We start from the raw sequence: 25595 nt of genomic DNA, 5'->3' as shown, positions 1-25595 counted from the left end.
CTTCTCCATCGTCGGAAGGCGATGAGTGTGCGCCCCCTTAGCGGTGAAGGCAATCGCGCCCCAGGATCAGGCCACGCGCAACCAGATCGCCGAAGCATCGTCGCTGATCTTGAAGCGCGGGAAGCGTCGGCATTCGGCGTCCTGATTCTCGATGTGGCGCAATTCCACCGCGAGTTCGGCAAGGCCGGCTTCCATAATGCGCGCGAACAGCCCGGCCGCGTCATAGACGCCGTAATCGTCGATCAATGCGCCGAAGCCGTCGGTCATCAACAGCAGATCGTCGTCCTTTTTTACGGACGCGCGGCTGAATTCGGTGACTGAGCGGCTATGCAGCGGATCGGTGCCGAGCACTCGTTTCGGCCCCTGGCGCGATGCGCGGAGGCCAGCGACAACGTCGGGTACGCGGGCGCCATCGGCGCCGGTCAGCGGACCCAGCGCCACGGCGCGCGCGCGTTCGGGAGCGGCATCTGGAATTGGGGTGAGGAAGGACACGCCGCCGGCGCTTCGGTGGATGACGGCACAGTCGCCGGCGAAGGCGCAAGAAAGCCCGTCGCCCTCAACCGCCACCGCCGCAAAGGCGGCAATCGGCAATTCCCAGTCGCCAAGCGGTTCGCGCCGCCTTTCTTGCGCGTAGCGCGCGGCAACCTCGTCGAAAACGGCATCGCATATCGTCGAGACCGATCCCGATGCCCGGGTGAAGGCGGCGTTCGCAACGGTCGACAGCCATGCCGCGCCGCCACGGTCGCCAAGCAGGCCCGGTTCACCGAGATCGGTGGCGCCGTCGATCACCCAGGCATGGCGTTCGCCGCTGCCGATACGATCGTCATTGGGAACACCGGATTTTCCGGAAAGGCTGATGGTCTGGATGAGATCGAAATGCATCGCCCGCGTAACCCATTGTGGCTTGGCCCGATGAAAGCCGTGAGGGCGGTAATCCATGGCTGTCCGTATCGTCCACCCGAAAACCATCGGGACAGGACAGGACCGACCGTCAATGAAGGATCTGAGGGAACGAGAGCCGATGCTGTGGAGCGATCGTTCCATATCACTATGAAAATAAACAATAATATTGAAATTCGCATGCGCGTTGTTGTCGTTGCGCAACACTATTCGAAGAATTTCAACACCTATTCAAATCGTCTATCATCTGACCCAAATCTGCAATAATGATCCTGACAAGAACAAGAGAAGCCTGTTTGGGTTTGTGGTTTTCGTCACCCGCTCCTCAAGGCTCGGACATCCGAAATGGTCGATATTCTGGGGAGAATGACCGTGAACCGTAACGTCAAGTCGTATCGTGCTACCTTGATCGCCTCCGTGGGGGTGATTCTCTTTGCGGGCGCGCCCGCTTTCGCCCAACCCGCGCAAGGCGATGACGCCGCGCAGACTCCTGAAAACGAAATCGTCGTCACCGGCTCGCGCATCGATCGCGCCGGTTTCGACCAGCCGACGCCGACGGCGGTGATCGGCGATACCGAATTGCGCCAGAGCAGCGCATCGAACCTGCAGCAGGTGCTGAACGATCAGCCGCAGGTGCGCGCGACGGTGATCGGCGCGACCACGGTCGGCAACACGGGCAGCGGCACCGCGCCGGTCGATTTGCGCGGCCTGGGCATCGATCGCACGCTGACACTGATCGACGGCCGTCGCTTCGTCGGCCAGAACAACCTCAACTTCGTGCCGACCAGCATGGTGAAGCGGCTGGAAGTCGTCACCGGCGGCGCATCCGCGGCCTGGGGATCGGGCGCGGTCGCGGGCGTCGTCAACATCATCATGAACACCGATCTGACGGGCTTCTCGCTCGGCGCGGAATCCGGCATTTCCGATCGCGGCGACGGCCAGCGCTATCAGTTCGAAGGTTCCTGGGGCACCAAATTCGCCGATGGCCGGGGCCATTTCATGATCGGCGCCGAATATGTGGAGGATAAGGGCCTGCCGCCCGGCAGCCGCCTCGATCGCCACGGCGTGCGCGGCGCGGACATCACGGTGATCAACGGCAACGTGATGCTGGCCGATGATGTCAATATCCCGATCCGCAGCCATACCGGCCTGATCCTGAGCGGCGTGCTTGCCGGGCAGACCTTCAACAATGACGGGACGTTGCGCGCCTATCGCGGCCCCGATGCGAACGGCATCGGCGGCGCGGACGCATCGAACCTGTATGACGACATCTATCTGGCGGCGCCGTTCAAGCGCCTGAACGCCTATGCCCGGCTCAGCTACGATATCGGCGGCGCGACGATCTGGGCGGACGCCACCTACGGCAAGACCAAGTCCAACTATAATTTCTTCCCCGATTTCACCGCACCGGGCGATGTCGGCGGCGGGCTGCTGACGGTTTCGGCGACCAATCCCTATCTGTCGCAGACCGTCCGCAACCAGCTTGCCGCGGCGGGCGAGACCAGCTTCCTGCTGAGCCGTGCCTATCGCGACGTCCTGAATTTCCGCTTCGCATCGGATCGCGAGCTGAAGGAAGGCGCGATCGGCATCAAGGGCAGCTTCGGCGGCGGGAAATGGCAATATAGCGCGCATTACAGCCATGGCGAACTCGACGAATATTCGGCGCTGCTCAACAGCCGGCTTGCCGTCAATTTCAACAATGCGCTGGATGCGGTGCTGAGCGGCGGCCAGATCGTCTGCGCGATCAATGCCGATGCCGATCCCAGCAACAACGATGCCGCCTGCCGGCCGCTCAATATCTTCGGCGAGGGCAATGCCTCCGCCGACGCGGTCAATTATGTGACGGGCACGCAGGGCGGATACAGCAAAGGCACGCTCGATTCGCTGGGTGCCAAGCTGCAGGGAGACCTGTTCTCGCTCTGGGCCGGGCCGGTGACGGCGGCGGTGGGCGTCGAGGCGCGCTGGGAGAAGATGAAGTCGCGGCTCGATGCCGGGGCGACGGCCGGCGGCTTCGGCCTGCCTGTCTATGTCGCGCCGCTTTCGGGTGGCTTCAACGTCAAGGAAGCCTTTGCCGAAATCGTCGTGCCGCTGTTCGATGCGGACGCGTTCAAGGCCGATCTCAACGGCGCCGCGCGTTATTCCGATTACAGCACCAGCGGCGGCATCTGGTCGTGGAAGGTGGGCGGCACCGTTCGCCTGTTCAACGATCTGCTGCTGCGCGCCACGCGCTCGCGCGACATCCGCTCGCCCAATATCGCCGATCTCTATAACGAGACGAGCATCAATATCGGGCCGCAGGTCGATCAGGACAGCGCGGGCCGCACGGGCATCCCGGGCTACACCTCGACCCCGTCGCAGGTCACCACCTTCTCGGGCGGCAACGTCAATCTGAAGCCGGAAATCGGCAGCACGCTTACCATCGGCGGATCCTATTCGCCGTCGTTCGCGCGCGGGCTGCAATTCTCGGTCGATTATTACGACGTCAAGATCGACGGCGCGATCGCGACCCTGAGCGCATCCGACCTTACCTCCGCGTGCGCGCTCGGCAGCCAGGCCGCGTGCAACCAGATCATCCGCGATCCGGTGACGCAGACGCTGAGGACCGTCTATTCGAACGCGCAGAATATCGCGCAGTTCGCGACGAGCGGCTTCGATTTCGAGGCATCCTATGTGCTGCCGATGAAGCAGATCGCGGGCGCCGGCCCGGCGACACTGCGCTTCCGTGCGCTTGCGACCTATGTGAAGAAGCTCGTCTATGACAACGGCCTGACGCGCAACGACGCGGCGGGCGATGTCGGCGACGGCGTGTCGCTGGGCCTGCCGAAATGGCGCGGCACGTTCAGCGCCAGTTATCAGGACGATGTGCTCGGCTTCGATGCCCGCGTCCGCTATGTCGGCGGCGGCAAGTTCAATCATCTGCTCAACGGCGTGGATGGGCCGCTGCTCGCCAACAACGACATCAGCGCGCGCGTCTATCTGGACCTTGGTGCCCAGTACAAGGTGACGGATAACTTCACCTTCTACACCAAGGTCAACAATGTGTTGGACCGCAAGCTGCCCTTCTCGACCACGGGCAGCCCGCATTACGACACGCTGGGCCGCTACTTCACTGTCGGCGCGAACGTGAAGTTTTGATCCGGGGGAGCCTCGGCTCCCTCGCCATTGCACGCGAAACGAGGCAATCCAGGGGTATGGACCTCTGGATTGCTTCGTCGTTTCGGCGCTGACGGAATAACGGGGCGGATCGATCATGCGCCGAGTTGCGGATGATCGGCGCAGATGCGAAGCCGATGCCATGGATCCTTGGTCGCGCTGCTTTTTGCGAATAGCGGGTACCCACCTGTTCGCGCAGCGCTCCGGACGATGGAGGCGATATGCGGCGACCCGGTGCATGGCTGTTGATGATCGGGGCGTCGCTGGTCGCGGCGCCGCTTCCTGCGGCCGAACCGGCCTGCATGATGTCGCGGGAGGACAGGGCCTGGCTCGATGGCGCGATCGCGAACTGGCGCGCGAGCGAGCGTGATATCCTGAAGCTTGCGCCCGCTCCGCTGCCGACGATCATCGCGATCGATGCGGCCTGCACCTATACGGGCAGGGCCGATCGGCGGGGGCGCCTGCGATGGACGGCCGCGCCGCATGGCGATCCCGTCGCGCTGCCGGGCGGCAATACCGCGCCGATCGGCCCGATCTCGTTCGCATCCCCCGACAATGGCGCCGCCGGCACCGGCTATTTCGCGATGAGCCTGCCATCGGTGTGGCGCAAGGCCGGGGTGACCGGCGAACTGGGGCTCGAGCGGCTGATGGACGGCGTGCTGCTCCACGAGCTGATGCACACGCGCCAATTCTATTTCGCCAATCCCAGGCTGGCGGCGCTCACCCGCGAATACGGACTGCCGGACGATATCGGCGACGATTCATTGCAGGACGCGTTCACGGCGGATGCCGGCTATGTCGCCGCGTACGAGGCCGAACGCGACCTGCTCTATGCGGCGGCGACGGCCGCCACCGATGGCGAGGCGCGGGTGCTGGCGGGCCAGGCGCTGGCGAAGATGCGCGCGCGGCGGGCCGGCTATTTCACGGGCGCCAACGCGAAATGGCTGCCGCTCGACGATCTGTTCCTGACCATGGAGGGGCTCGGCCAATGGCTGGCTTATGCCTGGTATGTGAAATCCGGCGTGCCCGCGCCGGCCGCGATCGAGGCCGTCCGGCGCAAGCGCAATTTCTGGTCTCAGGATGAAGGGCTGGCGTTGTTCCTGACGATCGACCGGCTGGTGCCCGGCTGGCAGCGCGACGCGTTCGCGGAGCAGCCGTTGCTCGGCGAGGCGCTGCTGGCGAAAGCGGCGGGGTAGGGCCGTCGAAAATTTGCCCGTATCGTTGTCTTCAAGACGCCGTTCGGGCTGAGCGTGTCGAAGCCCTGCTCTTCTTCCTCACTGCAAAGGAAAGGACAGGGGCTTCGACAGGCTCAGCCCGAACGGTTGTGGAATTGTCGCTGAAGGATCAATTCCCCGTCTTCGCCGCGATCATCCTGTCCACGCTCGCCTCCACCAGCGGCAGCGGGCGGGCGCCCGATTCCAGCACGGCGGCGTGGAAATCGCGGATGTCGAAGCGCTTCCCCAGCGCCTTTTCCGCGCGGTGGCGCAGATCCCACAGCGCGTCGTAGCCGGTGCGATAGGCGAGCGCCTGGCCGGGCAGGCTGACCGAATAGCGCAGCGATTCGGAATCGATCTCGAGATCGGAGAGCGAGGTCACCTCGCGCATATAGGCGCGCGCCTTTTCCAGCGACCAGCCGTGATAGTTCATGCCGGAATCGACCACCAGCCGCACCGTCAGGAACATCTCGTTGATATAGCGGCCGTAAAGCGCCTCCGGCGTGTCGTACAGGCCCAGCTCGATCCCCAGGCTGGCGGCATATTCGCCCCAGCCCTCGGTGAAGGCGGCGGCCATGTAATTCTTGCGGAAGGGTGAGAGCGCTTCATTCTCGCTCTGCCCCGCGATCTGGAAATGATGGCCGGGGATCAGTTCGTGATAGATCAGCGTGCCGGCGTTGATCAGCGACCTTTTGTCGAGGTTCGAGCCGTTGTAATTATAATAGCCGCGCGGTTCGGTGGCGTTGGGCGGGCTGTAATAGCCGAAGGTCTGGCCCGGTTCCGCCGCGGGCGGCAGCCGCTTCACGCCATAGGGCGCCCTGGGCTGGGTGCGGAAATAGCTCGAGACCTTGGGCTCGATCGCGCGGATATAGCGCATACAGGTGGCTTCGACATCGGCGGGCGTCTTCGCCAGGAAGCGCGGATCGGTGCTGATCCTGTCGTAGAAGGCGCGCGAAGTGCCGGTGAAGCCCAGTTGCGCGCGGATCGCCTGCATGCGCCCGGCGACATCGGCGACCCGTTCCAGCCCGCGCTTCTGGATCTCCTCCGGCGTCAGCTTCAGCGTGGTGTAGCGGTGGATGAGCTTGTGATAGAGATCCTTGCCGCCGGGATATTGGGCAAGCCCAACCGCTTCCGGCGCCTTGGCTTCATAAGCGGGGCCGAGCAGCGCCTGGATACGGGCGAAGGCGGGCTTCACCCGGCCATCCGCGGCAGCGCGCACGCCCGTTTCGAGCGATGCGCGCGATGGGGTATCGAGCGCGGAGAGCCGCGCGGGTGCGGGCTGGAGCGCGTCCGCGCTCGCCGCCAGCGTCGTCCAGGTCGCCCGGATCGGCGGCAGCGCTGCCCTGGGCAGATAGATGCCGCGCGCCGTCTGCGCCGCCACCTTGGCAGCCAGCGTCTCGAGCATCGTCGCATAGGCGCCCGCCAGCCGCACATAATCCGCCGCGTCGGCGGCGGTGGCGAGCGGATGCGCGGCGAGCACCTGCTGGACGAAGCCGATCGCCATCGGCGCCTGATAGGGCGTCAGATCGAAGGTCAGCCAATATTCGTTTTCGTCCATCGGCGTTTCGATCAGCGTGAAGCGGAGAATGTCATAGGTCTCGCGCTCCACCTCCCCCAGCGCATCGGCGCGGATCGCGGCGAGCAGCGCTTTCCAGCGTTCGCGCTTGGCGGCGTCCCTGGCGAGATCGTCTAGCGAATAATCGACGAAGCCGCTGATGCGCTTGCCCTCGCGGAACTGCGCGCTGAAATTGCTGGCGAGCGAATCCTGCTCGATCGCATCGGCCAGCGCCGACACTTTGGCGTTCTCGCCCTGTGTCTGGGCGGACGCGGCGGGGGGCTGGGCATTGGCGGGCAACGTCATGGCGAGCAGCGCCGTCGACAGGATCAGGCCGAGTTTCGTCTTCATGGAAATCCCCTCCGGAGATTGAGTGGTCAGGCGCTGCCCGCGCGGGCAAGGTCCTGCGGCAGCGTGCGGATCGCCGCCCAGAAATGATACGCCGCCCACAGGCCGGTGAGCCCGGCAAAGGCGAGCGCATAGCGCAGCGACTGCGCCGGATCCTCGATGCGCGGCGCCAGCAGGTCCGATGCGAAGCCGATCAGTTGCGGCGCGAGCGCGAGATTGGCGATATTGGCGGTGAACAGCAGCACCGCGACGGTGAAGCCGCGCATGCCCGGCCGCGTCAGATTCTGGATCAGCGCCAGCGACGGCCCGATCATCACGTTGATGAAGGGGACGAACAGCCACAACAGCAGGATCGCGGTGGCGCGATCGCTCACCATATGCGCGGCGACACCGGGAATCGAGATCAGCAGCGTCAGCCAGGCGACGAACCGGCAATGCCATTTCGCCTCCATCCGCGCGAGGCGGAGCATGACGAACACCGCCAGCACCATCGCGATGCCGCCGCCCACGCCGTTCATCAGCCCCACGTCCAGCCCGGCCTCGCCCACCGACATGCCGTGCGAGCGGCCGAGAAAGGCGGGCGTCCACCAGACCAGCCCGCCGCCCGAAAAGGTCGCGATCGTCGCGCCCGCCAGCACATGCACGAGCGATTTCTGCGATCGGATGAAGGCGAGCGATTCCCGGAAAGACGGCCGCGCCTCTTCCGCTTCGGCATGGGCATCGCTGGCGCCGCGCCTGGGCTCGCGCACCGTCCACAGCAGGATCAGCACGGGCAGGCTGGCGGCGGCGAAGGCGACCAGCCCGACGCGCCAGCCATAATGTTCGGCGAGCAGCCCGCCGCCGATGCCGCCCATCGCCGATCCGATCGACACGCCGATCGCATAGATCGACATGGCGACGCCGCGTTCGGACGGGCGGAAATAATCGGCCAGGATCGAATGCGAGGGTGGCGTGCCGCCCGCCTCGCCGATGCCGACGCCGATCCGCGCGAGCAGCAATTGCCAGAAATTGCCCGCCATGCCGCAGAACGCGGTGAACATCGACCAGATGGCGAGCGCCCAGGCGATCATGTTGCGGCGATTGACGCGATCGGCAAGCGCCCCCAGCGGCAGCCCGGCGGTGGTGTAGAACAGGGCGAGCGCGACGCCGGTGAGAAACCCCACCGCACTGTCCGACAGCGCGAATTCGGCCTTGATCGGCTCGATCAGCGTGGAAAGCACGAACCGGTCCGCGATGTTGAGCGCATAGACCATCGTCATGACGAACAGCACCCAATAGCGCGAATTGCGCGCCACACCGTTGGGGCCGGTCTGGTCGGTCGTGCCGATCGTCATGCGTGTCTCCTCATCCTGCCGAAGCGTCCGGCGTTGCGCCGGTTATAGGGGCGGTTCGTGTTTTCATTACAGGGCCGCATGACCCCGCATTCCGTTCGGGCTGAGCGGAAGGGGGTAATCCGGGGCGGCCCCGCCGCTCACGCCGCCGCACCGCCCTCGATCGCCATCGCCGCCGCCAGCGTATTCTCCAGCAGGCAGGCGATCGTCATCGGGCCGACGCCGCCGGGGACGGGGGTGATCGCGCCCGCGACATGGGCCGCTTCGTCATAGGCGACGTCGCCGACGATCCGGCTGCCGCCCGCGCCGTCGCCGACGCGGTTGATGCCGACATCGATCACCACCGCGCCGGGGCGGATCCAGTCGCCCCGGATCAGGCCGGCTATGCCGACCGCGACGACCAGGATATCGGCTTCGCGGCAGAGCGCGGGCAGATCCTGCGAATGGCGGTGCGCGATCGTGACCGTGCAATCCTCGATCAGCAGCAATTGCGCCATCGGCCGGCCGACGATCACCGATCGCCCGATCACCAGCGCGCGCTTGCCGCGCAGGGTGACGCCCAGTTCGCGGAGCAGCAGCACGCAGCCGAGCGGGGTGCAGGGGACAAGCGCGGGCCGGCCCAGCGCCAGCCGCCCGGCATTGACGGTGTGGAAGCCGTCGACATCCTTGTCGGGATCCACCGCCGCCAGGATCGCGGCTTCGTCCAGATGGCGCGGCAGCGGCAACTGCACCAGGATGCCGTGCACATCGGGATCGCGGTTAAGCCGTTCGACCAGCGCGAGCAGATCGCCCTGCGTCGTCGCCTCGGGCAGCACATGCTGCGCCGAGCGCATGCCCACCGCCTCGCACTGGCGGGCCTTGCGGCGGACATAGATCGCGCTGGCGGCATCGTCGCCCACCAGCACCACCGCCAGCCCCGGCACCACGCCCGTCCGTTCGCGGAACCCGGAAACGCGGTGCGCCAGGGCCTGGGTGCGCGCGGCCGCGACGGCTTTCCCGTCGATCACGCGCGCGGGCACGGGGCGGGGAAGCGGGGACGGGTTCACGCCAGCACCACCGTCTGGTTGCCATTGGGCAGGATGCGGTGTTCGGCATGCCAGCGCACCGCGCGCGAGAGCACCGATGCCTCCACCTCGCGCCCGATCGCGACCATCTCGTCGGCGGAAGTGGCGTGGCTGACGCGGCGCACATCCTGTTCGATGATCGGGCCTTCGTCGAGATCGGCGGTCACATAATGGGCGGTGGCCCCGATCAGCTTCACGCCGCGCGCCTTGGCCTGGTGATAGGGCTTGGCGCCCTTGAAGCTGGGCAGGAAGCTGTGATGGATGTTGATGCAGCGCCCGGCCAGCGCGGCGGCGAATTCGTCGGACAGGATCTGCATGTAGCGGGCGAGCACCGTCAGCTCCGCGCCGCTTTCGCGGATCACCGCCAGGAAGCGCGCTTCCTGCGCACCCTTGTCCGCCCTGTCGACGGGCAGGTGGTGGAAGGGCAGGCCATGCCATTCGACCAGCGATCGCGCGGTCTCGTGGTTGGAGACGACGCCGACGATGCGGATCGGCAGCGCGCCGATCTCGGTCTTGTGGATCAGGTCGACCAGGCAGTGATGGAATTTGGAGACCGCGATCAGCACCGGCACCGGCCGGCGGAGATCGTGGATCTCCCAATCGAGCTGGAGTTGTTCGGCCAGCCCGACCATGCGTTCCTCCAGCGCCGCGATCGACGCGGTCTCGCTCGCCAGATGGACGCGGACGAAAAAGGTGACGCTGTCCTCGTCGCCATGAACGGATGCCTCGCGGATATCCCAACCGCTTTCCGCGAGCACGGGGGTGACGAGCGCGAGAATGCCCGGGCGATCGGGGCAGCGGAAACGCAGGACGCACGAGGCGGCGGTGGGGGCAATCATGTTTTCAATCTCTCTCGGGACTCATCTTCACGCGTCACCCCAGCGAAAGCTGGGGTCCATACGGAGTTCGGCAGAGGCACTGGCATCGTATGGATTCCAGCTTTCGCTGGAATGACGGGTAGGTTGGCGGCGGTGGGACAGTCATGCCTTCCAATCTCTCTCCGGACTCGTTTGCGTGCGCAGCAACCCTCTCCTCCCTGCGCGTAGCGTGGGGAGGGGGACCGCGACGCGAAGCGGCGTGGTGGAGGGGAAATACAGTGCGTCATTCCATGCTGTGCTTGCAGGACGGGAATTAGGCACGCTTCTGTGGCAGTATCGGCATCGCATTTCCCCTCCACCACGCGACTGTGTCGCGCGGTCCCCCTCCCCATCCGCGATGGGGAGGAGAGGGTGGGGGCATCCGCGTTCACGCCGCCACGCCATGGCGCATCAGCAGGGCCAGATAATCGGCATAGCTCTGGTCGGCGATCAGCAGGTACGCAGGGCGATCGTCGAGCCGCGCCAGCACCACGCCGATCTCGCCGAAGCGGGTGCGGACCGCGCCTTCCGTCGCGAGACGCTCGCTGCCGAGATCGAGGTCGCAATAGGCGGCCAGCCGTTCCGCGCCGCGCGCGCCGGCCAGTTCCAGCGCGGTCACGCCATGGCTGATGTCGATCGCCAGCACCGCGCCGTCGCCACAGGCCGCGCGGATCGCGGCGAGATTGGCGGCGGTGCCTGCGGGATCGCAGATCACGATCCATTCGTTCGGGCCGGTGCGGTGGCAGGCGCCGCCGTTCAGCGCGGCGCGGATACCGGCATCGAGATCGCCGCGCCGCGCGCGGACGATGATCACGCCGGGATCGCGGGCCAGGATCGCATCCTGCAGGGGCATGAGTTCAGACATTCAACCGCGCTCCGTGCGGATCGTAGCGGCAGGGCTCGACCACGCGCGCCTCCCGCCAATGGCCCAGATTCAACACGCGCACCTCTTCGCCCATCCGCGCGAACCCCCGATCGATCATCGCCAGCGCGACGGGGGCGGACAGTGTGGGGGACCATGCGGCGGAGGTGATCCAGCCATCGCTGCCGATCTCCCCCTCCGCGCCGGGCCGCACGATATGCGCGCCGGGTTCGACCGGCCGGCCATCGGCCATCGCGATGCCGACAAGCTGGCGGCGATCGCCGCGCACCGAATCCGGCCGGCTGGTCGATCGGCGGCCGACATGGTCCGATTTCTTGGCCGCCAGCGCGCCGGCAAAGCCGACATCCTGGGGCTGGGTGGCGCCGTCGGTTTCGGAACCCACGTGGAGAAAGCCCTTTTCGATCCGCAGCGTCATCAGCGCCTCGATCCCGAACCAGGCCACGCCGTGCGGCGTGCCCGCCTGCACCAGCGCCTCCGCCAGCCGCGCCGCATTGTGCCACGGCACCGCGATCTCGTAGGAAAGCTCACCGGAGAAGCTGACGCGTGCGATCCGCGCCTCCAGCCCGGCCAGCCGGCCTTCGCGATGCGTCATGTGCGGAAAGGCTTCGCGGCCGAAGTCGATATCGCCCTCGATCCCCTCCAGCACCGTGCGCGCCAGCGGGCCGGCGATGTTGAGCACCGCCCAGCAGCCCGTCACATCCTGCGTCACCACCTCCAGATCGGTCCATTCGCACTGGAGCCATTCCTCCAGCCGTTCGGCCACGGTGACGGCATGGCCGCTGGTGGTGCCGACCAGGAAATGATCCTCCGCCAGCCGCGTCACGATGCCGTCGTCGAAGATCGTGCCGTTCTCGTCGAGCATCAGGCCATAGCGGCAGCGGCCGGGCTTCAGCGTGCTGACGGTGTTGACATAGATGCGATCGAGCAGCCGCGCGGCATCGGGGCCCTTCACCTCGATCTTGCCGAGCGGGGAGGCTTCGAACAGGCCGACGGCATTCCGCACCGCCAGCACTTCGCGCGCGATCGCCGCATGCTCCTCTTCGCCCGGCCGGAGATAGGCGACGGGGCGCATCCAGCCGCCATATTCCTCCATCTTCGCGCCCGCCGCCAGATGCGCGGCGTGCAGCGCCAGCCGGCGGCGCGCGTGCAGCCCGTCGCCGATCCGGTGCCCGGCGAAGACGCCCAGGGTTACGGGATCATAAGGCGGGCGGAAACGCGTGGTGCCGATTTCGGGGATCGGCCGGCCGAGCAGATCGGAGAGGATGCCGATGCCGTTGACGTTCGATGTCTTGCCCTGGTCCGACGCCATGCCGAGCGTGGTGTAGCGTTTCAGATGCTCGACCGACCGGAAATTCTCGCGCGCGGCCAGCGCCACGTCGCCCGCGGTCACGTCGTTCTGCAGGTCCACCCAGGCATCGGCATTGGGATCCTCCCCCCGCGAGATCGACCAGAGCGGGCGCACGGGATCGTTGGCGATCCTGGCCCCGCCGCCGCGCGCGCTGTCGAGCGTGTTGGCGATCGAGAAATCCCCCGCCGCCGCGCCGAGACTTGGCGCACCGGAAAGGCTCTGCGGCACGAAGCTCTGCAAGGCGGGATCGAGCGCCAGCCTGCCGCCCGATTGCGAATGGAGATGCACCGCCGGGCTCCACCCGCCGGACATCAGCACGCCGTCGCACGCGATGCGTTGTGCGGTGCCGGTCAGCCGGCCCGCGCCGTCGAGCGCGGCGATGGTGACGGCATGCACGCCCTTGCCGCCGAACGCCTTTTCGGGCGCGCTGCCCGCGAATGTCGCGATGCCGCGCCGGTTCGCTTCCGCCACCAGATGCGCGGGCGGGGCGGGGCGGGCATCGGCGATCGCGGCGATCGTCGCGCCGGCATCGGCGAGTTCGAACGCCGCCGTCCAGGCGCTGTCGTTATTGGTGGCGATCACCGGGTTTTGCGCGGCGAGCACGCCATGGCGGCGGCGATAGGCGAGCGCCGCGCCCGCCAGCATCACGCCGGGCAGATCGTTGTTGCTGAAGACGAGCGGCCGTTCGAACGCCCCCGTCGCCAGCACGATCTGGCCGGCGCGCACGCGCCACAGCTTCTGGCGCGGCCCGCGCCGCGCGGCGATCGGCAGGTGATCGGTCAGCCGCTCGCACAGCGAAACCAGCCCGTGATCGTAGCTGCCGGTGGCGAGCGTGCGGTTGCGCAGGGTCACGTTGGGCAGCGCCGCCAGTTCGGCGAGCGCGCGCGCGATCCACGCATCCGCATTCCCGCCTTCTATCGGATCCGCGCCGCCCGCCAGCCGCCCGCCCCAATGCGCGCCGCCGGTGACGATCAGCACCGTCTGCCCGGCGCGGCCATGTTCCAGCGCGGCGGCGATGCCGGCGATCCCGCCGCCCACCACCAGCACGTCGCACTGCGCCGATGCCTGGGCATAGATATCGGGATCGGCACGATCGGGCGCGCGGCCGAGCCCCGCCGCCTTGCGGATCGCGGGTTCGAACAGCAGCCAGTTCGGCCACATGAAGGTCTTGTAATAGAATGCGGCGGGGATGAAGCGCTTGAACAGCCCGTTCACCGCCATCAGATCGAATTCCAGGCTGGGCCAGGCATTGACCGGTGCGGCGCTCAGCCCGTCATACAGCTCCACATAGGGGGCCTTCAGATTGGGGATGGTGTTCGCCCCCGTTTCCAGCTGGACGATGGCGTTGGGTTCATCCAGCCCGGCGGCGAGCAGCCCGCGCGGCCGGTGATATTTGAAGCTGCGGCCGAACAGCCGCACGCCGTTCGCCAGCAAGGCGGAGGCCAGCGTATCGCCCGCGAAGCCCGCATAGTCGCGGCCCGCCCAGCGGAAATTGACCGGGCTGCTGCGATCGATCGCATGGCCGCCATCGCAGCGCGCGCCGCTCATGCCTGCGGCTCCGGCTTCGGATCGGTCATGCCATAGATGGCGGTGATGCGGTGATCGACGGTGTTGCGCGCCATGTTGAACCAGCGGCCGCAGCCGAAGCGATGCAGCCAGCGTTCCAGATGCTCCCCCTTGGGATTGGTGCGATAGAAAAGATAATCGGCCCATTCGCCGTCGGCGACGGTTTCGGGCGGGCCGGGGCGGGCGATGTGGCTTTCGCCGCCGCAGCGGAATTCATGTTCCGAACGGGGGCCGCACCAGGGACAATCGATCAGCAGCATGGCGGGATCCTCAATGCGCGATGCCGGAGGCCGCGGCCTCGTCGATCAGCGCGCCGGTGCGGAAGCGATCGAGCGAGAATGCGGTGGCGAGCGGATGGGGCGTGCCGGTGGCGATCTGGTGCGCCAGGCAATATCCGCCCGCCGGGATCGCCTTGAACCCCCCGGTGCCCCAGCCGCAGTTGAGATACAGGCCGTCGACCGGGCTTTCGCCCAGGATCGGCGTGGAATCATGGACGACATCGACGATGCCCGCCCATTGGCGCAGCATGCGCACGCGGGAGAATTGGGGGAACATGTCGATCAGCCCGGCCACCGCCTGTTCCAGCGCGGGCAGGCTGCCGCGCTGCGCATAGGACGGGAACAGATCCAGCGCGCCGCCGAACACCAGCTCCCCCTTGTCCGACTGGCTGACATAGACGCCCGTCGCGGGGGCGAGCACGATGGTATCGAGCACCGGCTTCATCGGTTCGGAAACGAACGCCTGCAGCGCATAGGATGTGATGGGCAGGCGGAACCCCGCCAGTTGCGCCATCACGCTGCTGTGCCCGGCCACCGCCATGCCGATGCGATCGCAGGCGATGTCGCCCCGGCTGGTCTTCACCCCGCGCACGCGGCCGCCCGCGATATCGAAGCCCAGCACCTCGCAATTCTGGATGATGTCCACGCCCAGCGCGTCCGCGCCGCGCGCATAGCCCCAGGCGACGGCATCGTGCCGCGCGGTGCCGCCGCGCGGCTGCAGCAGCCCGGCGATGATGGGAAAGCGCGGATCGGGGTTCAGCCCCGGAATGCGGCGGCGAACCTCCTCACCGTCGTGCATCTCGACCTCCGCGCCGTTGCGCAGCATGGCGTTGGCCGAACGGCGCAGCATCTCCACGCCGTGGCGATCATGCGCGAGCATCCACATGCCCCGGCGCGAGAACATGATGTTGTAGTTCAGTTCGCTGGACAGGCCTTCGTACAGGTCCAGCGCGAAATCGTAGAAGCGCGTGCTTTCGGGGAAGAAATAGTTGGATCGGATCACCGTGGTGTTGCGCCCGGTATTGCCGCCGCCGATCCAGCCGCGTTCCAGCAGCGCCACGTTGCGCAGACCATGCACGCGCGCCAGGTAGTAGGCGGTAGCCAGCCCATGGCCGCCGCCGCCGATCACGACGGCGTCGTAACCCGGTTTCGGGCCGGCGTCGCGCCAGGCGGGCGCCCAGTTTTTCTGGCCCGATAGGCCGGCGCGCAGCAATGACCATGCCGAGTAGCGCGTCATCGCCCGCATCCGATCCTGATGATCTCTCTCCTGAACATGCGCCAACGTTAGATACAGTTCTGTTTGGTTGCAAGCGGCAAATGCGCCGCGATCGACGCCGCATATCGGCGACATTCGCAGCGGCGCGGCGCGATACATGGGCGGGGCGATGAGCGCGGGAAATCCAGTCAATATATTGTTTTTGAATGGATTGTATCGCAGATTCTCCGCCGGATCGGGCAAGCTTCCTGTATGGGCGCGTCGCCGATCCATCGCTGCATCGGCCGTAGCAATAAAGTGCATCATTGCATGGAAATCGACCTTGGGTCACCATGCGGCGCATGGCGATTCGCCGCCTGGGAAGAGGAATGGACCGATGATTGTTCTGGAGAATGCGCGCCTGTTCGACGGCGTGAGTCCCGATTGTGCGGAGGGCGTTTCGGTGGCGATCGAGGGCGATCGCATCCGCGAGGTTTCCGAAGCGCCGATCGCCTGGGGCGGCGCGCGCCGGATCGACCTGAAGGGTCGCACGCTGATGCCGGGGCTGATCGACCTGCATGTCCATGCCTATGCATCGGGCATGGACGTGAAGCGGGTGGACGGGGCGGGCGAACCCTATCGCACCGCGCATGCCGTGCGCATGCTGGGTCATGCGCTGGACAGCGGCTTCACCACGGTGCGCGATATCGGCGGCGGCGACTGGAGCCTGGCGCAGGCGCTGCGCGACGGGCTGATCCGTGGCCCGCGCTATTTCTATGCGGGCAAGATCTTGTCCATGACCGGCGGCCATGGCGATTTCCGCGCCGCGAACGAGGCGGCGCACACCCATGGCTATTGCTCGTGCGGCGGCGCGATGAACAGCCTGTGCGTGGTGGCGGACGGGGTGGAACAGTGCGTGACGGCGGTGCGCGAGCAATACCGGCGCGGCGCGCATTGCATCAAGATCATGGGATCGGGCGGCGTCGCATCGCCCACCGATCCGATCTGGATGAACCAGTATCGCGAGGACGAGATCCGCGCGATCGTGAACGAATGCACCGAACGGCGCAGCTATGCGGCGGCGCATTGCCATCCGCCCAGCGCGATCCGGCGCTGCGTGGAATTCGGCGTGCGCTGCATCGAACACGGCACCTTGATCGATGACGAGACCGCCGCCTTCGTCGCCGAGCGCGGCGCCTATATCGTGCCCACCATGGCGACGATCTTCGCGCTGCGCGAACTCGGCCCCTCGCTCGGCCTGCCGCCCGTCAGCCTGGAAAAGCTGGAGGGTGTGTACAGGGAAGCGCTGACCGGCATGGAAAGGATGCGCAATGCCGGCGTGAAGATCGGCCTGGGCACCGATCTGCTGGGCGATTCATACACCCAGCAATCCAGGGAATTCGCGCTGCGCGCCGATATCTTCCAGCCAATCGAGATCCTCCGCCAGGCCACGTCGATCGGCGCGGAGATCCTGCAGCAGCAGGACGAACTCGGCTGCGTGAAACCCGGCGCCTATGCCGACCTGATCGCCGTGGACGGCGACCCGCTGAAGGACATCACCCTGCTGGCAAAGGGCGGCGAGGTGCTGCCGATGATCATGCGCGGCGGGGAGGTGGTGAAGGGGTAAGGGGGTGTGAGGTGGCAGGCGGTCGTGGCCGCCTGCGAAGGTTAGCGCCTATGCGAGAGTGATGCCCACAATATGCACTTTGTCAGGTGTTGCCGGAGCGAATGCGGCCGGTTTTGCCGGGGAATTGTGCCTTGTCATTGTGTCGCCACCAAAACTCGATCACGACGGGAATGGCCCATTTCTTGGCAATCCGGTCGATCTCTTTCCAAGCATCCGAAGCCGACTGGCCCTGGACGGAGATTCCCAGTTCGGGATGATATTTGAAGCCCTCTTCTTCATATCGCTCTCCCTTTGCGGGTACTTGCAGCAGGCGGACCAGCTTTTCTCCTTCGAAGCCCTTCGCTTTCAATTGGGCGATCATGGTGAGGAGCATTGACGACCAGCGGGGGCTTGGCACGGCCTTTCCATTAATCGAAGCTGACAGCGGTTTTGTGAATGAAAGCCCGGGAGCGGTTTGGAACTCCATTGCGCCATCGCCGGTCACGATTGCTGCGTCTTCCGGCTCACCGTCTTGTTCGATTCCAAGCTGTTCCATCGCTTCACGAACAATCTTGTCGATCGTGTCGCTGGGGGTCTTGGTTCCGAACCAGGTCTTCAACGTGCTCAGGCTGGCGAAGGTAGCATCGTTCACTCTTACAACGGGCATCATAGAAGGCTCCTCAATGTGGCACGAAATATGTTACATATCACTGGGCCACGTCAAGAGGATATGTTACATATTGTATGCTATTGAGCAGCGGCCATTCAAACGCCGCTTTGCTGCGCGCTGCTACGACATGCCAGTAGAATGCGGTCCACACGTAATCAGCTTTTGCTTTCGCCCTCATACAGGTTGCGCTGAAAGCCTAAAAAGGTTGAACGGATTTCTGCGACTGATCCAAGCTCGCGAACTGCGTCCATGGGCGTGCCATACTTCAGTTCCAGCAGCGCAGGTAGCTTGCCGTCGTCCAACTCGCTCTCACCAACCGCTGCATATTGCGACAGGATGAAATCGAGGAACTCGTGCTGCTTGTTGCCGTATCGTGAGAGGATCGCTTCGCGGCGGGTTTGAGCCCGTTCTATCCGCTTCAACAGTGGGCGCGCCCAGGCGATATAGGCCAGCACGTCGAACAGGTCGCTTTCTTGAGAATCGGTCGCCCGGCGAATGCTATCCAACGCCTCGCCAGTGAAACCACGTTCGGCGAGGCCTTCCACCAGCTTGCGCCGTGTATCCGGCTGGCTCCAGATCGCGCGCAGTTCGTCTTCATCGCGGAATAGGTCGGGCAACTGGCCGAATAGGTCTTCGATGAATTGCTGCGCCGAAACGGGCTTGCCGTCCACGCTCCAGAAGGTCGTGGCGCTGATATGTTGGAACGCGCGTTCCTTCCCGTCCGCCAGCCGAATCACCAGCTTGGCTTTGGGCGGCTCGGGGTCCGGCCCACGTTCGGGCGGCTCCGGTGGATCGCCTTCCGGCTTCCCGTCGCGCGGCCCCTTCGGCGGCTCCGGGGCAAGCGGCTCGCCATCCCATTCGGGATCGTTGAAGTGCTCATAGGCTTTCACGAAATCGAGGATCGTAAAATAGTCTTTGCCGTCGAACAGGCGAGTGCCGCGCCCGATGATCTGCTTGAACTCGATCATCGAATTGACCGTCCGCATCAGCACGATGTTGCGGACGTTGCGCGCATCGACGCCGGTGGATAGTTTCTGTGAGGTCGTCAGGATCGTCGGAATGGTCTTGTCGTTGTCCTGAAAGGTACGCAGCCACTGGTCGCCGATCGCGCCGTCCGAAGCGGTCACGCGGACGCAATAGTTGGGGTTGGTGCTGGTCTTCACCTGATTGATGAGGTCGCGGACGATGCCGGCGTGTTCCTGCGTCGCACAGAAAACGATCGTCTTTTCGCGCTGGTCGATCATGTCCATGAAGGTACGGACGCGATAGGCCTCACGCTCGCGGATTTCGATGGTACGATTGAAGTCGCCTTCGGCGTAGCGCTTGCCGTCCTCCACTTCGCCTTCGACCACGGCATCATCGGGCGTGTAGACATATTCGTCGATCGTCGTGCCGATCTGGCGGACCTTGAACGGCGTCAGATAGCCGTCGTTGATCCCCTCTTTCAGCGAGTAGGTGTAAACCGGCTGGCCGAAATAGGCATAGGTGTCAGCGTTGTTTTTCCGCTTTGGCGTGGCCGTAAGGCCGATCTGCACGGCGGGCGCGAAATAGTCGAGGATCGCGCGCCATTCGCTCTCATCCTTCGCACCGCCGCGATGGCACTCGTCGATGATGATGCAATCAAAGAAGTCGGGCGGGTAATCGCCGAAATAGGGCGCGGGATCGCCATTTGCGTCGGCGCCGCTGGTGAAGGTCTGGAAGATGGTGAAAAAGATGCTGGCGTTCTTGGGCACCGAGCCCTTTTTCTTGATGTCGCCCGGCGTGATCCGCGCCAGCGCGCCGTCGTCGAAGGCGGCAAAGCTGTTGTAGGCCTGATCGGCGAGGATGTTGCGATCGGCCAGGAACAGGATGCGCGGATGGCGCGTCGGCTCGTCAGCCGCCTTCCAGGCTGACAGGTTCCAGCGGGCATGGAACAGCTTCCAGGCGATCTGGAAAGCGATGGCGGTCTTGCCGGTGCCGGTGGCAAGCGTCAGCAGCACGCGGTCGCGGTTCTCGCTGATCCCCTCCAGCACGCGCTCTATAGCGTTGTGCTGGTAATAGCGCGGCTCGAACCGCCCGCCGCTAGTCTCATAAGAGACGGCTGCGAAGCGGTCGCGCCAGCGGTTCGCCTCGGCAAAGGTGGCATCCCACAATTCCTGCGGTGTCGGGTAAGCATCGACCAGCCTTTCCGCGCCGGTCGCCATGTCCATGCGATAAATCTGCTTGCCGTTGCTGGCATAGGCGAAGCGGCATTGCAGGCGGGCGGCATAGTCCTTCGCCTGCTCGACACCCTCGGTGTAGCTTTTGGTCGCGGCCTTGGCTTCCAACGTCGCCAGCTTGGTATTGCGATAGACCAGCACATAATCGCAGGACAGCGCGCGTGCGCGCTTGCCCTTGCCCATGATCCGGCCGGGCGCGATCACCTCCCGCCGGGTGCGGCTGCCATCGACCACACCCCAGCCGGCCTCGCGCAATGCGGGGTCGATCAGTTCGGCGCGGGTCTCGGCTTCGTTCAAAAGAGCAAGGCCTCCTGTCCACTGACTCGCTTCGCTGAGCCATCGGGTACTAGGCCATTGCTACGGAGAAAACGGATGGCGTCATGAAAGCGCGATTTGTCATGACGAAGCTTTGATTGATGCCAGCCATCGCGAGAGGCATAAACGATCATATCGTTCGTTGCTGCCACTTTATCTAGCACCAGATTGTTCCAGGCGGCGTGGGTCGTCACAATGATCTCCGCCCAGTCGGAATCCATATCAACCAGGAGTTCGATCGCACGCTTCGGCAACGTGTCCACCTCATCCAGCCGTCGCCGGGCCTCATCCAACAACTTGCCGTAATTCTGGAGCGGTCGAAAATCGTAACCGCCGGTCGGGCGCTGGACAAACTCGAAAGCGCCATTTTGCTTTGCCCATTCTTCCACTCTTTGCATGTGAGGAAAGTCGTTTGGCCCGGCTCTATCTTTAATCGGCCGGCGTCCCAAATCGAGCCCCCCCCAAGCCTCGACCGCTTGCAACGACTTTTGGGCTTTCACGTGCCCAAAGTTCGCAACGCGATTTAGGGAAACGTGGCGAAAATGAGCGAACACGAGAATTTGGGCGGAAGCTTCAGGCGAGTGCCAATCATCGTTCGCCGGAACGATGATCACGGGCTTGCTGGCCGTCAGTCCCCCGGTGAAGGCGCGGTGGAGGAGGGACTGCTTGAGGTTGGCAAGACTCGCTAGCTTACTGTCGCAGCGTTCGATCAAGTCATCAATCTCGTGCCTCACCACATCGAGATGTCTGACCATCTCGGCTTGCTGGCCCGGTGTCGGTATTGGCACGCGCCAGCTTTTTAGGACGGAGGTATTAACTACCTGCTGGGCTGAACCCTTGCGCTGACCAAGAAGTTCACGTTGAGATTGATCTGATCGAATAAGATACCAGAGGTACTGAGGATTCATGCCCGTTCCGGGCCTCACACAAATCACATTTGCGCAGTTAGCTTCGCCCAATGTGGCGGGGACGACGCCGACATTCATCCGATCAGTTATGACCCGAGCGATCAAAACGTCTCCGGCCTTGAGGGCGGACTTCCTAAGGTTACGATGAAATTCAGGGGTAATGTAAACCAAGTCATCCAAGCGCACGCCAGCCTTCGTTATATTTTGCGTCCTTAAGAAAGGTATGCCTGTGGTTCTATAGTGAGGGGAAGTGATACCGACGTGACCGACTGTAACGCGTTCGCAGGCATCTGATAGGCTGCGCAGTGGCGCATCTACACCTTCGAACGAAAGCCGAAGGATAGACTCGAATAACTCCTGCGCACTGGACAGATTCTTTTCTGCGTTGGAGGTTGCGGTCGTGATGGCAGCGAAGACCTCATCCAGTACAGCCACAATCCGTTGCTGCTCCTCAATCGCAGGAATGCAGACGTGGAACGCCTTGACTTCAGGAAAGTAGATCGTCTGATGCACGGCACCGCTCGAAAAGCGGGCTAGGCTCGGCTTTTCGCAAATCAATAGATACTGGAGGAAGCGCGGGTCTAGCTTGTCCGAACACACCCAGTTTACAAAATCCTGACTGGTGGCCATCGCGCGACCCATGATGGTCACATAGCCGACCGATGCGGTTCTGGAGAGGCAAACCGTGCCTTTCGGCAGCACGCGCGCGGACGAGTTCTCGATACCGGCTTCGTTGGTGGTTTCGATCGTTTCGCTAACCACTTTGCCGTGATTGGCCTTCGCATCACGAATGCTCAGCCAAGGAATATCGCCACCCCAATATTCAGGGTGCCGACGGCTGGGAGTATGGCCCGACTCTAATCGTGCCACACTGGTAAGTGGCACCCAGCGCCAGCCAGTTGGCGCTGCGGCGTTCGGCATCCCTACCGAAATGGCAGCTTCTCCCGCAATGTGGCGAACGGTAGCGCTGCGCCCCCCCGTTTTCGTCACAGCAGTTCCCTCACCCGCGCTAGTATCTCCGCACTCTGGGCATCCAGCGCGGCGATCTCATCGAGTATCTCCTGCGGGCTGCGCAGCGCCGCGGCTTCTGGCGCATTGGGATTGCGCACGGTCAGGTCGAAGGTCGCGGGGTCAAGCGTGTCCGCCGCCACACTCCACGCATTCAGCCCCTCAGCAAAACTCTCCTGCCGCTCGAGGAAATCCGCCATGTCGGCATCGTTCAGGGGGTTGGTCTTGCCCATGTTGCGGCCGGGATCTAGCCGGTAATACCAGATGCTGCGGGTCGGCTCGCCCTTGTCGAAGAACAGCACCACGGTCTTGACGCCCGCACCTTGAAAGGTGCCGCCGGGCATGTCGAGCACGGTGTGCAGGTTGCAGCTTTCCAGCAGCTCGCGGCGCAGCGCCACGCTGGCATTGTCAGTGTTGGACAGGAAGGTGTTCTTGATCACCACCGCCGCCGATCCGCCCGCGCGCAGCGACTTGATGAAGTGCTGGAGGAACAGATAGGCGGTCTCCCCGGTCTTGATCGGGAAGTTCTGCTGTATTTCCGGCCGCTCCTTGCCGCCGAAGGGCGGGTTCGCGAGGATGACGTCGAAGCGGTCCTTCTCCTGAATATCCAGCACCTGCTCGGCCAGCGTGTTGGTGTGGACGATATTGGGCGCTTCGATCCCGTGCAGGATCATGTTCATCGTGCCGATGACGTAGGCGAGGCTCTTCTTTTCCTTGGCGAAGAAGGTGTGCTTCTGGAGCCGCTCGAGGTCGCCGGCAGTCTTCGCCAGCGGCCGGAGATAGTCATAGGCTTCGCAGAGGAAGCCGCAGGAACCGGCCGCGCCGTCATATACTGTATCGTTCAGCGTCGGCTTCACCACCTTGATCATCGCGCGGATCAGCGGGCGCGGGGTGTAATATTCCCCGCCGTTGCGCCCGGCATTGCCCATGTTCTTGATCTTGGCTTCGTACAGCTCCGAAAGCTCGTGCTTCTGGATCTGGCTACCGAAGGACAATTCGTCGATCGCGTCGATCGCGTCGCGCAGCGAGTAGCCGGACTGGAACTTGTTGCGGATCTCGCCGAAAATCTCGCCGATCTTGTATTCGATGGTGTCGGCGCTGGTAGCCCGGCCCTTGAACCCCTCCAGATAGGGGAACAACTCGCGGTTCACATAGCCGATCAGGTCCGGCCCGGTCTTGGCGCGATTGTGATCGAGCTCGCCGGCGGCATCCTTCGGGGCGGCCCACAGGCCCCAGCGATGCGCGGCGTTGATGATCGGCGTATAGGCCTGCCCGCGCAGTTCGGCTTCGGTCGCGCGGCTGGTTTCCAGATCGTCGAGGTATTTTAAGAACAGCAACCAACTGGTTTGTTCGGTGTAGTCCAACTCGGAGGCGCAGCCGGCCTCCTTGCGCAGAATGTCATCGAGGTTCTTGAAGGTCTGTTCGAACATGGAGCGAGGGGTAGCAGCGGTTTGGGAATGGCTACAAGCGAAGATCGGGCTTTATCTGTGGGTGTTCGCCAAAGCCTTCGAAAAGGCTGGATATACCGCACAGAAAAGGGCTGTCGATCGTGAACGAAAAGGGCGGCGAACCTCTTGGGAGGGCCATTAGGATTTTCGTGTGGGCTGTTTATTGAACATTATGTTGCCTCCCGTCCCCCACGCCCCACCGCCACCAGAAACGCCACCGCCGTTCCCACGCAAAGCTGGAACGGGAATGCCAGTCCTTGCAGCATCTCCGGCAGACCCAGCGCCGCCGCGATGGCGGGTTGGAGGAGGAGCACGGTGATGAAGCCCGCGATCAGCGATGCGATCACCGATCCGGTGGTGCCGCGGCGGGTGAAGATGGCGGCGAAATAGACGCCGAGCAGGCCGGCATAGGCGAACACCATCACCTGCAGCGCGAATTCCAGCAGGCCCAGCTTGGCATAATGCTGCCAGTAGAATGAGAGGACGGCCACGATCAGCATCGCCAGGCCGATCACGCCCATGCCCGCGCGGCCGGCCTGGACGTAATGATGTTCGGGCACGGCGGCGCCGTCGTTGCTGGAGGCCGCCGCGCGGCGTTCGCGCCAGGGGCGGTAGAAATCCTGGATCAGCACGGATGACATGGCGTTGAGCGCCGAATTGGTGGTGGCCACCGCCGCCGCCATGATGCCCGCCGTCACCAGCCCGCGCAGGCCGGGCGGCAGCCCCGTCAGGATATAGTGCATGAAGATGCTGATCTTCTCCCCCGCGAACGCCTGGCCCGCGCTGTTGGTGGCGCCGCCCATCAGTTCCGGCCGGTCGTAGAAGATATGGAGCAGCAGCCCGATCGTGATGAAGATCGCCACCACCGGCACCGTCGCGAAGACGGAGAGGTACAGGCTGCGCGCGCCCGTCTTCGCATCCTTGCAGGCGAGCAGCCGCTGCGTCGTATCCTGGTCCAGCCCCGAGGATGCGATATAAAGCAGCGCGATGCCCGTCACGATCGCCAGCAGGGAGAAGGGGCGGGACAGGTCGGTCGAGAAATCGAACAGGCGCAATTTGTCGACGCCGCCCGGCGCATGCATCAGGCCCTGCAGGATCTCCGCATCGCTTGCCGGGATCGCGTTGCGCAGGAATATCAGCACCGCGATCGCCGATCCCACCATGATCACGAACTGGAACAGATCGATCCACAGCACCGATCGCAGCCCGCCGACGAAGGTGGAGAGGAAGCTGGCGACCACCAGCACCGCCGCCGCCACGAATATGCCGCCCGCGGTGACCGTGCCCGTCATCACCATCGCCACCGCGATCGCCGCCAGATAGACGCGCGCGCCGCCCGCCAGCACGCGGCCGAACAGGAACATGCCCCCCGTCCAGCGTGTCGCCAGCGTGCCGAAACGCACGCTCAGCAGTTCGTAGACGGTGGTGACGCGCGCCGCGTAGAAGCGCGGGATCAGCACCTGCGCGACGAAGATCGCGCCGATCAGCCCGCCCAGATTGGTGCCGAGATAGGTGAAATCGCCATGATAGCCGAAATCCGGCCCGCCCAGGAACGTCGCCGCCGATTGCGTGGCGGAGAGGACGGAGACGGCGGCGAGCCAGGCGGGCACGGTGCCGCCGGCCAGGAAATAATCATGTGCCGTATCCGTATGGCGCGGCATGAACACCCAGGCCCCCGCCGCCAGGAACGCGAAATAGCCGAGGATGACGGCCCAGTCTGTCGGGCTGAAGGGGAGGGACATTGTGGGCT

The 25595-nt window shown here is 64.6% G+C and carries 17 protein-coding genes; 3 read left to right on the top strand and 14 right to left on the bottom strand.

What is annotated here, in order from left to right; genetic code table 11:
- Positions 1-66 precede the first annotated feature (66 nt).
- Positions 67-882: a hypothetical protein gene (locus ACODTA_RS06900; protein ID WP_489065076.1), complete on the bottom strand. Its 816-nt coding sequence runs from the start codon at positions 880-882 to the stop codon at positions 67-69.
- Between the two features lie 390 nt (positions 883-1272).
- Here ACODTA_RS06900 and ACODTA_RS06895 point away from each other — a divergent pair, with 390 nt between their 5' ends.
- Positions 1273-4035: a TonB-dependent receptor domain-containing protein gene (locus tag ACODTA_RS06895; RefSeq protein WP_489065075.1), complete on the top strand. Its 2763-nt coding sequence runs from the start codon at positions 1273-1275 to the stop codon at positions 4033-4035.
- Between the two features lie 239 nt (positions 4036-4274).
- Positions 4275-5249 carry a hypothetical protein gene (locus tag ACODTA_RS06890; RefSeq protein WP_489065073.1) on the top strand — a complete coding sequence of 325 codons (975 nt, stop codon included), beginning with the start codon at positions 4275-4277 and terminating at the stop codon, positions 5247-5249.
- 148 nt (positions 5250-5397) lie between these two features.
- Here ACODTA_RS06890 and ACODTA_RS06885 read toward each other — a convergent pair whose 3' ends face one another.
- The 8 genes from ACODTA_RS06885 to ACODTA_RS06850 all read right to left on the bottom strand — a co-directional run bounded on the left by ACODTA_RS06885 (position 5398) and on the right by ACODTA_RS06850 (position 15734).
- On the bottom strand, positions 5398-7173 hold the full coding sequence (locus ACODTA_RS06885; RefSeq protein ID WP_489065072.1) for a DUF885 domain-containing protein: 1776 nt from the start codon (positions 7171-7173) through the stop codon (positions 5398-5400).
- A gap of 26 nt (positions 7174-7199) precedes the next feature.
- Entirely contained in the window at positions 7200-8504 is a 1305-nt protein-coding gene (locus ACODTA_RS06880; RefSeq protein WP_489065071.1) for a spinster family MFS transporter, read from the bottom strand.
- A gap of 137 nt (positions 8505-8641) precedes the next feature.
- A complete protein-coding gene (folD, locus tag ACODTA_RS06875; protein WP_489065400.1) occupies positions 8642-9520 on the bottom strand; it encodes a bifunctional methylenetetrahydrofolate dehydrogenase/methenyltetrahydrofolate cyclohydrolase FolD in 879 nt (292 codons plus the stop codon).
- Positions 9521-9543: 23 nt separating this feature from the next.
- Complete coding sequence (purU, locus tag ACODTA_RS06870) at positions 9544-10404, bottom strand: formyltetrahydrofolate deformylase (RefSeq protein ID WP_489065069.1); 861 nt, start codon at positions 10402-10404, stop codon at positions 9544-9546.
- A gap of 406 nt (positions 10405-10810) precedes the next feature.
- Positions 10811-11287: a sarcosine oxidase subunit gamma family protein gene (locus tag ACODTA_RS06865; protein ID WP_489065068.1), complete on the bottom strand. Its 477-nt coding sequence runs from the start codon at positions 11285-11287 to the stop codon at positions 10811-10813.
- Positions 11280-14201, bottom strand: a complete 2922-nt coding sequence (locus tag ACODTA_RS06860) for a sarcosine oxidase subunit alpha family protein (RefSeq protein ID WP_489065067.1) — start codon at positions 14199-14201, stop codon at positions 11280-11282. The genes ACODTA_RS06865 and ACODTA_RS06860 overlap by 8 nt, the downstream gene beginning before the upstream one ends.
- On the bottom strand, positions 14198-14479 hold the full coding sequence (locus ACODTA_RS06855; protein WP_489065066.1) for a sarcosine oxidase subunit delta: 282 nt from the start codon (positions 14477-14479) through the stop codon (positions 14198-14200). Before ACODTA_RS06855 ends, ACODTA_RS06860 begins: the two co-directional genes overlap by 4 nt.
- Before the next feature lie 10 nt (positions 14480-14489).
- Positions 14490-15734, bottom strand: coding sequence for a sarcosine oxidase subunit beta family protein (locus ACODTA_RS06850; RefSeq protein WP_489065065.1), 1245 nt, complete (start codon positions 15732-15734; stop codon positions 14490-14492).
- 355 nt (positions 15735-16089) lie between these two features.
- Here ACODTA_RS06850 and ACODTA_RS06845 point away from each other — a divergent pair, with 355 nt between their 5' ends.
- Complete coding sequence (locus ACODTA_RS06845; RefSeq protein ID WP_489065064.1) at positions 16090-17319, top strand: metal-dependent hydrolase family protein; 1230 nt, start codon at positions 16090-16092, stop codon at positions 17317-17319.
- 82 nt (positions 17320-17401) lie between these two features.
- On the opposite strand, the gene ACODTA_RS06840 is transcribed toward ACODTA_RS06845, so the two are convergent.
- The 5 genes from ACODTA_RS06840 to ACODTA_RS06820 form a co-directional block, all read right to left on the bottom strand.
- Positions 17402-17968, bottom strand: a complete 567-nt coding sequence (locus ACODTA_RS06840; RefSeq protein ID WP_489065063.1) for a T4SS efffector SepA family protein — start codon at positions 17966-17968, stop codon at positions 17402-17404.
- A 155-nt stretch (positions 17969-18123) separates the two neighbouring features.
- Positions 18124-20463 (bottom strand): EcoAI/FtnUII family type I restriction enzme subunit R, encoded by a 2340-nt coding sequence (hsdR, locus tag ACODTA_RS06835; protein ID WP_489065062.1) that lies wholly within the window; start codon positions 20461-20463, stop codon positions 18124-18126.
- Positions 20460-22379 (bottom strand): restriction endonuclease subunit S, encoded by a 1920-nt coding sequence (locus ACODTA_RS06830; RefSeq protein ID WP_489065061.1) that lies wholly within the window; start codon positions 22377-22379, stop codon positions 20460-20462. Before ACODTA_RS06830 ends, hsdR begins: the two co-directional genes overlap by 4 nt.
- Positions 22376-23827 (bottom strand): class I SAM-dependent DNA methyltransferase, encoded by a 1452-nt coding sequence (locus ACODTA_RS06825; RefSeq protein WP_489065060.1) that lies wholly within the window; start codon positions 23825-23827, stop codon positions 22376-22378. Before ACODTA_RS06825 ends, ACODTA_RS06830 begins: the two co-directional genes overlap by 4 nt.
- Before the next feature lie 188 nt (positions 23828-24015).
- Positions 24016-25587: a sodium:solute symporter family transporter gene (locus ACODTA_RS06820; protein ID WP_489065059.1), complete on the bottom strand. Its 1572-nt coding sequence runs from the start codon at positions 25585-25587 to the stop codon at positions 24016-24018.
- Positions 25588-25595 lie beyond the last annotated feature (8 nt).

The sequence above is a fragment of the Sphingomonas sp. FG14 genome (assembly GCF_057809675.1).
Note: the sequence above shows the minus strand (reverse complement) of the source record. Positions and strands in the feature narration are given on the sequence as shown.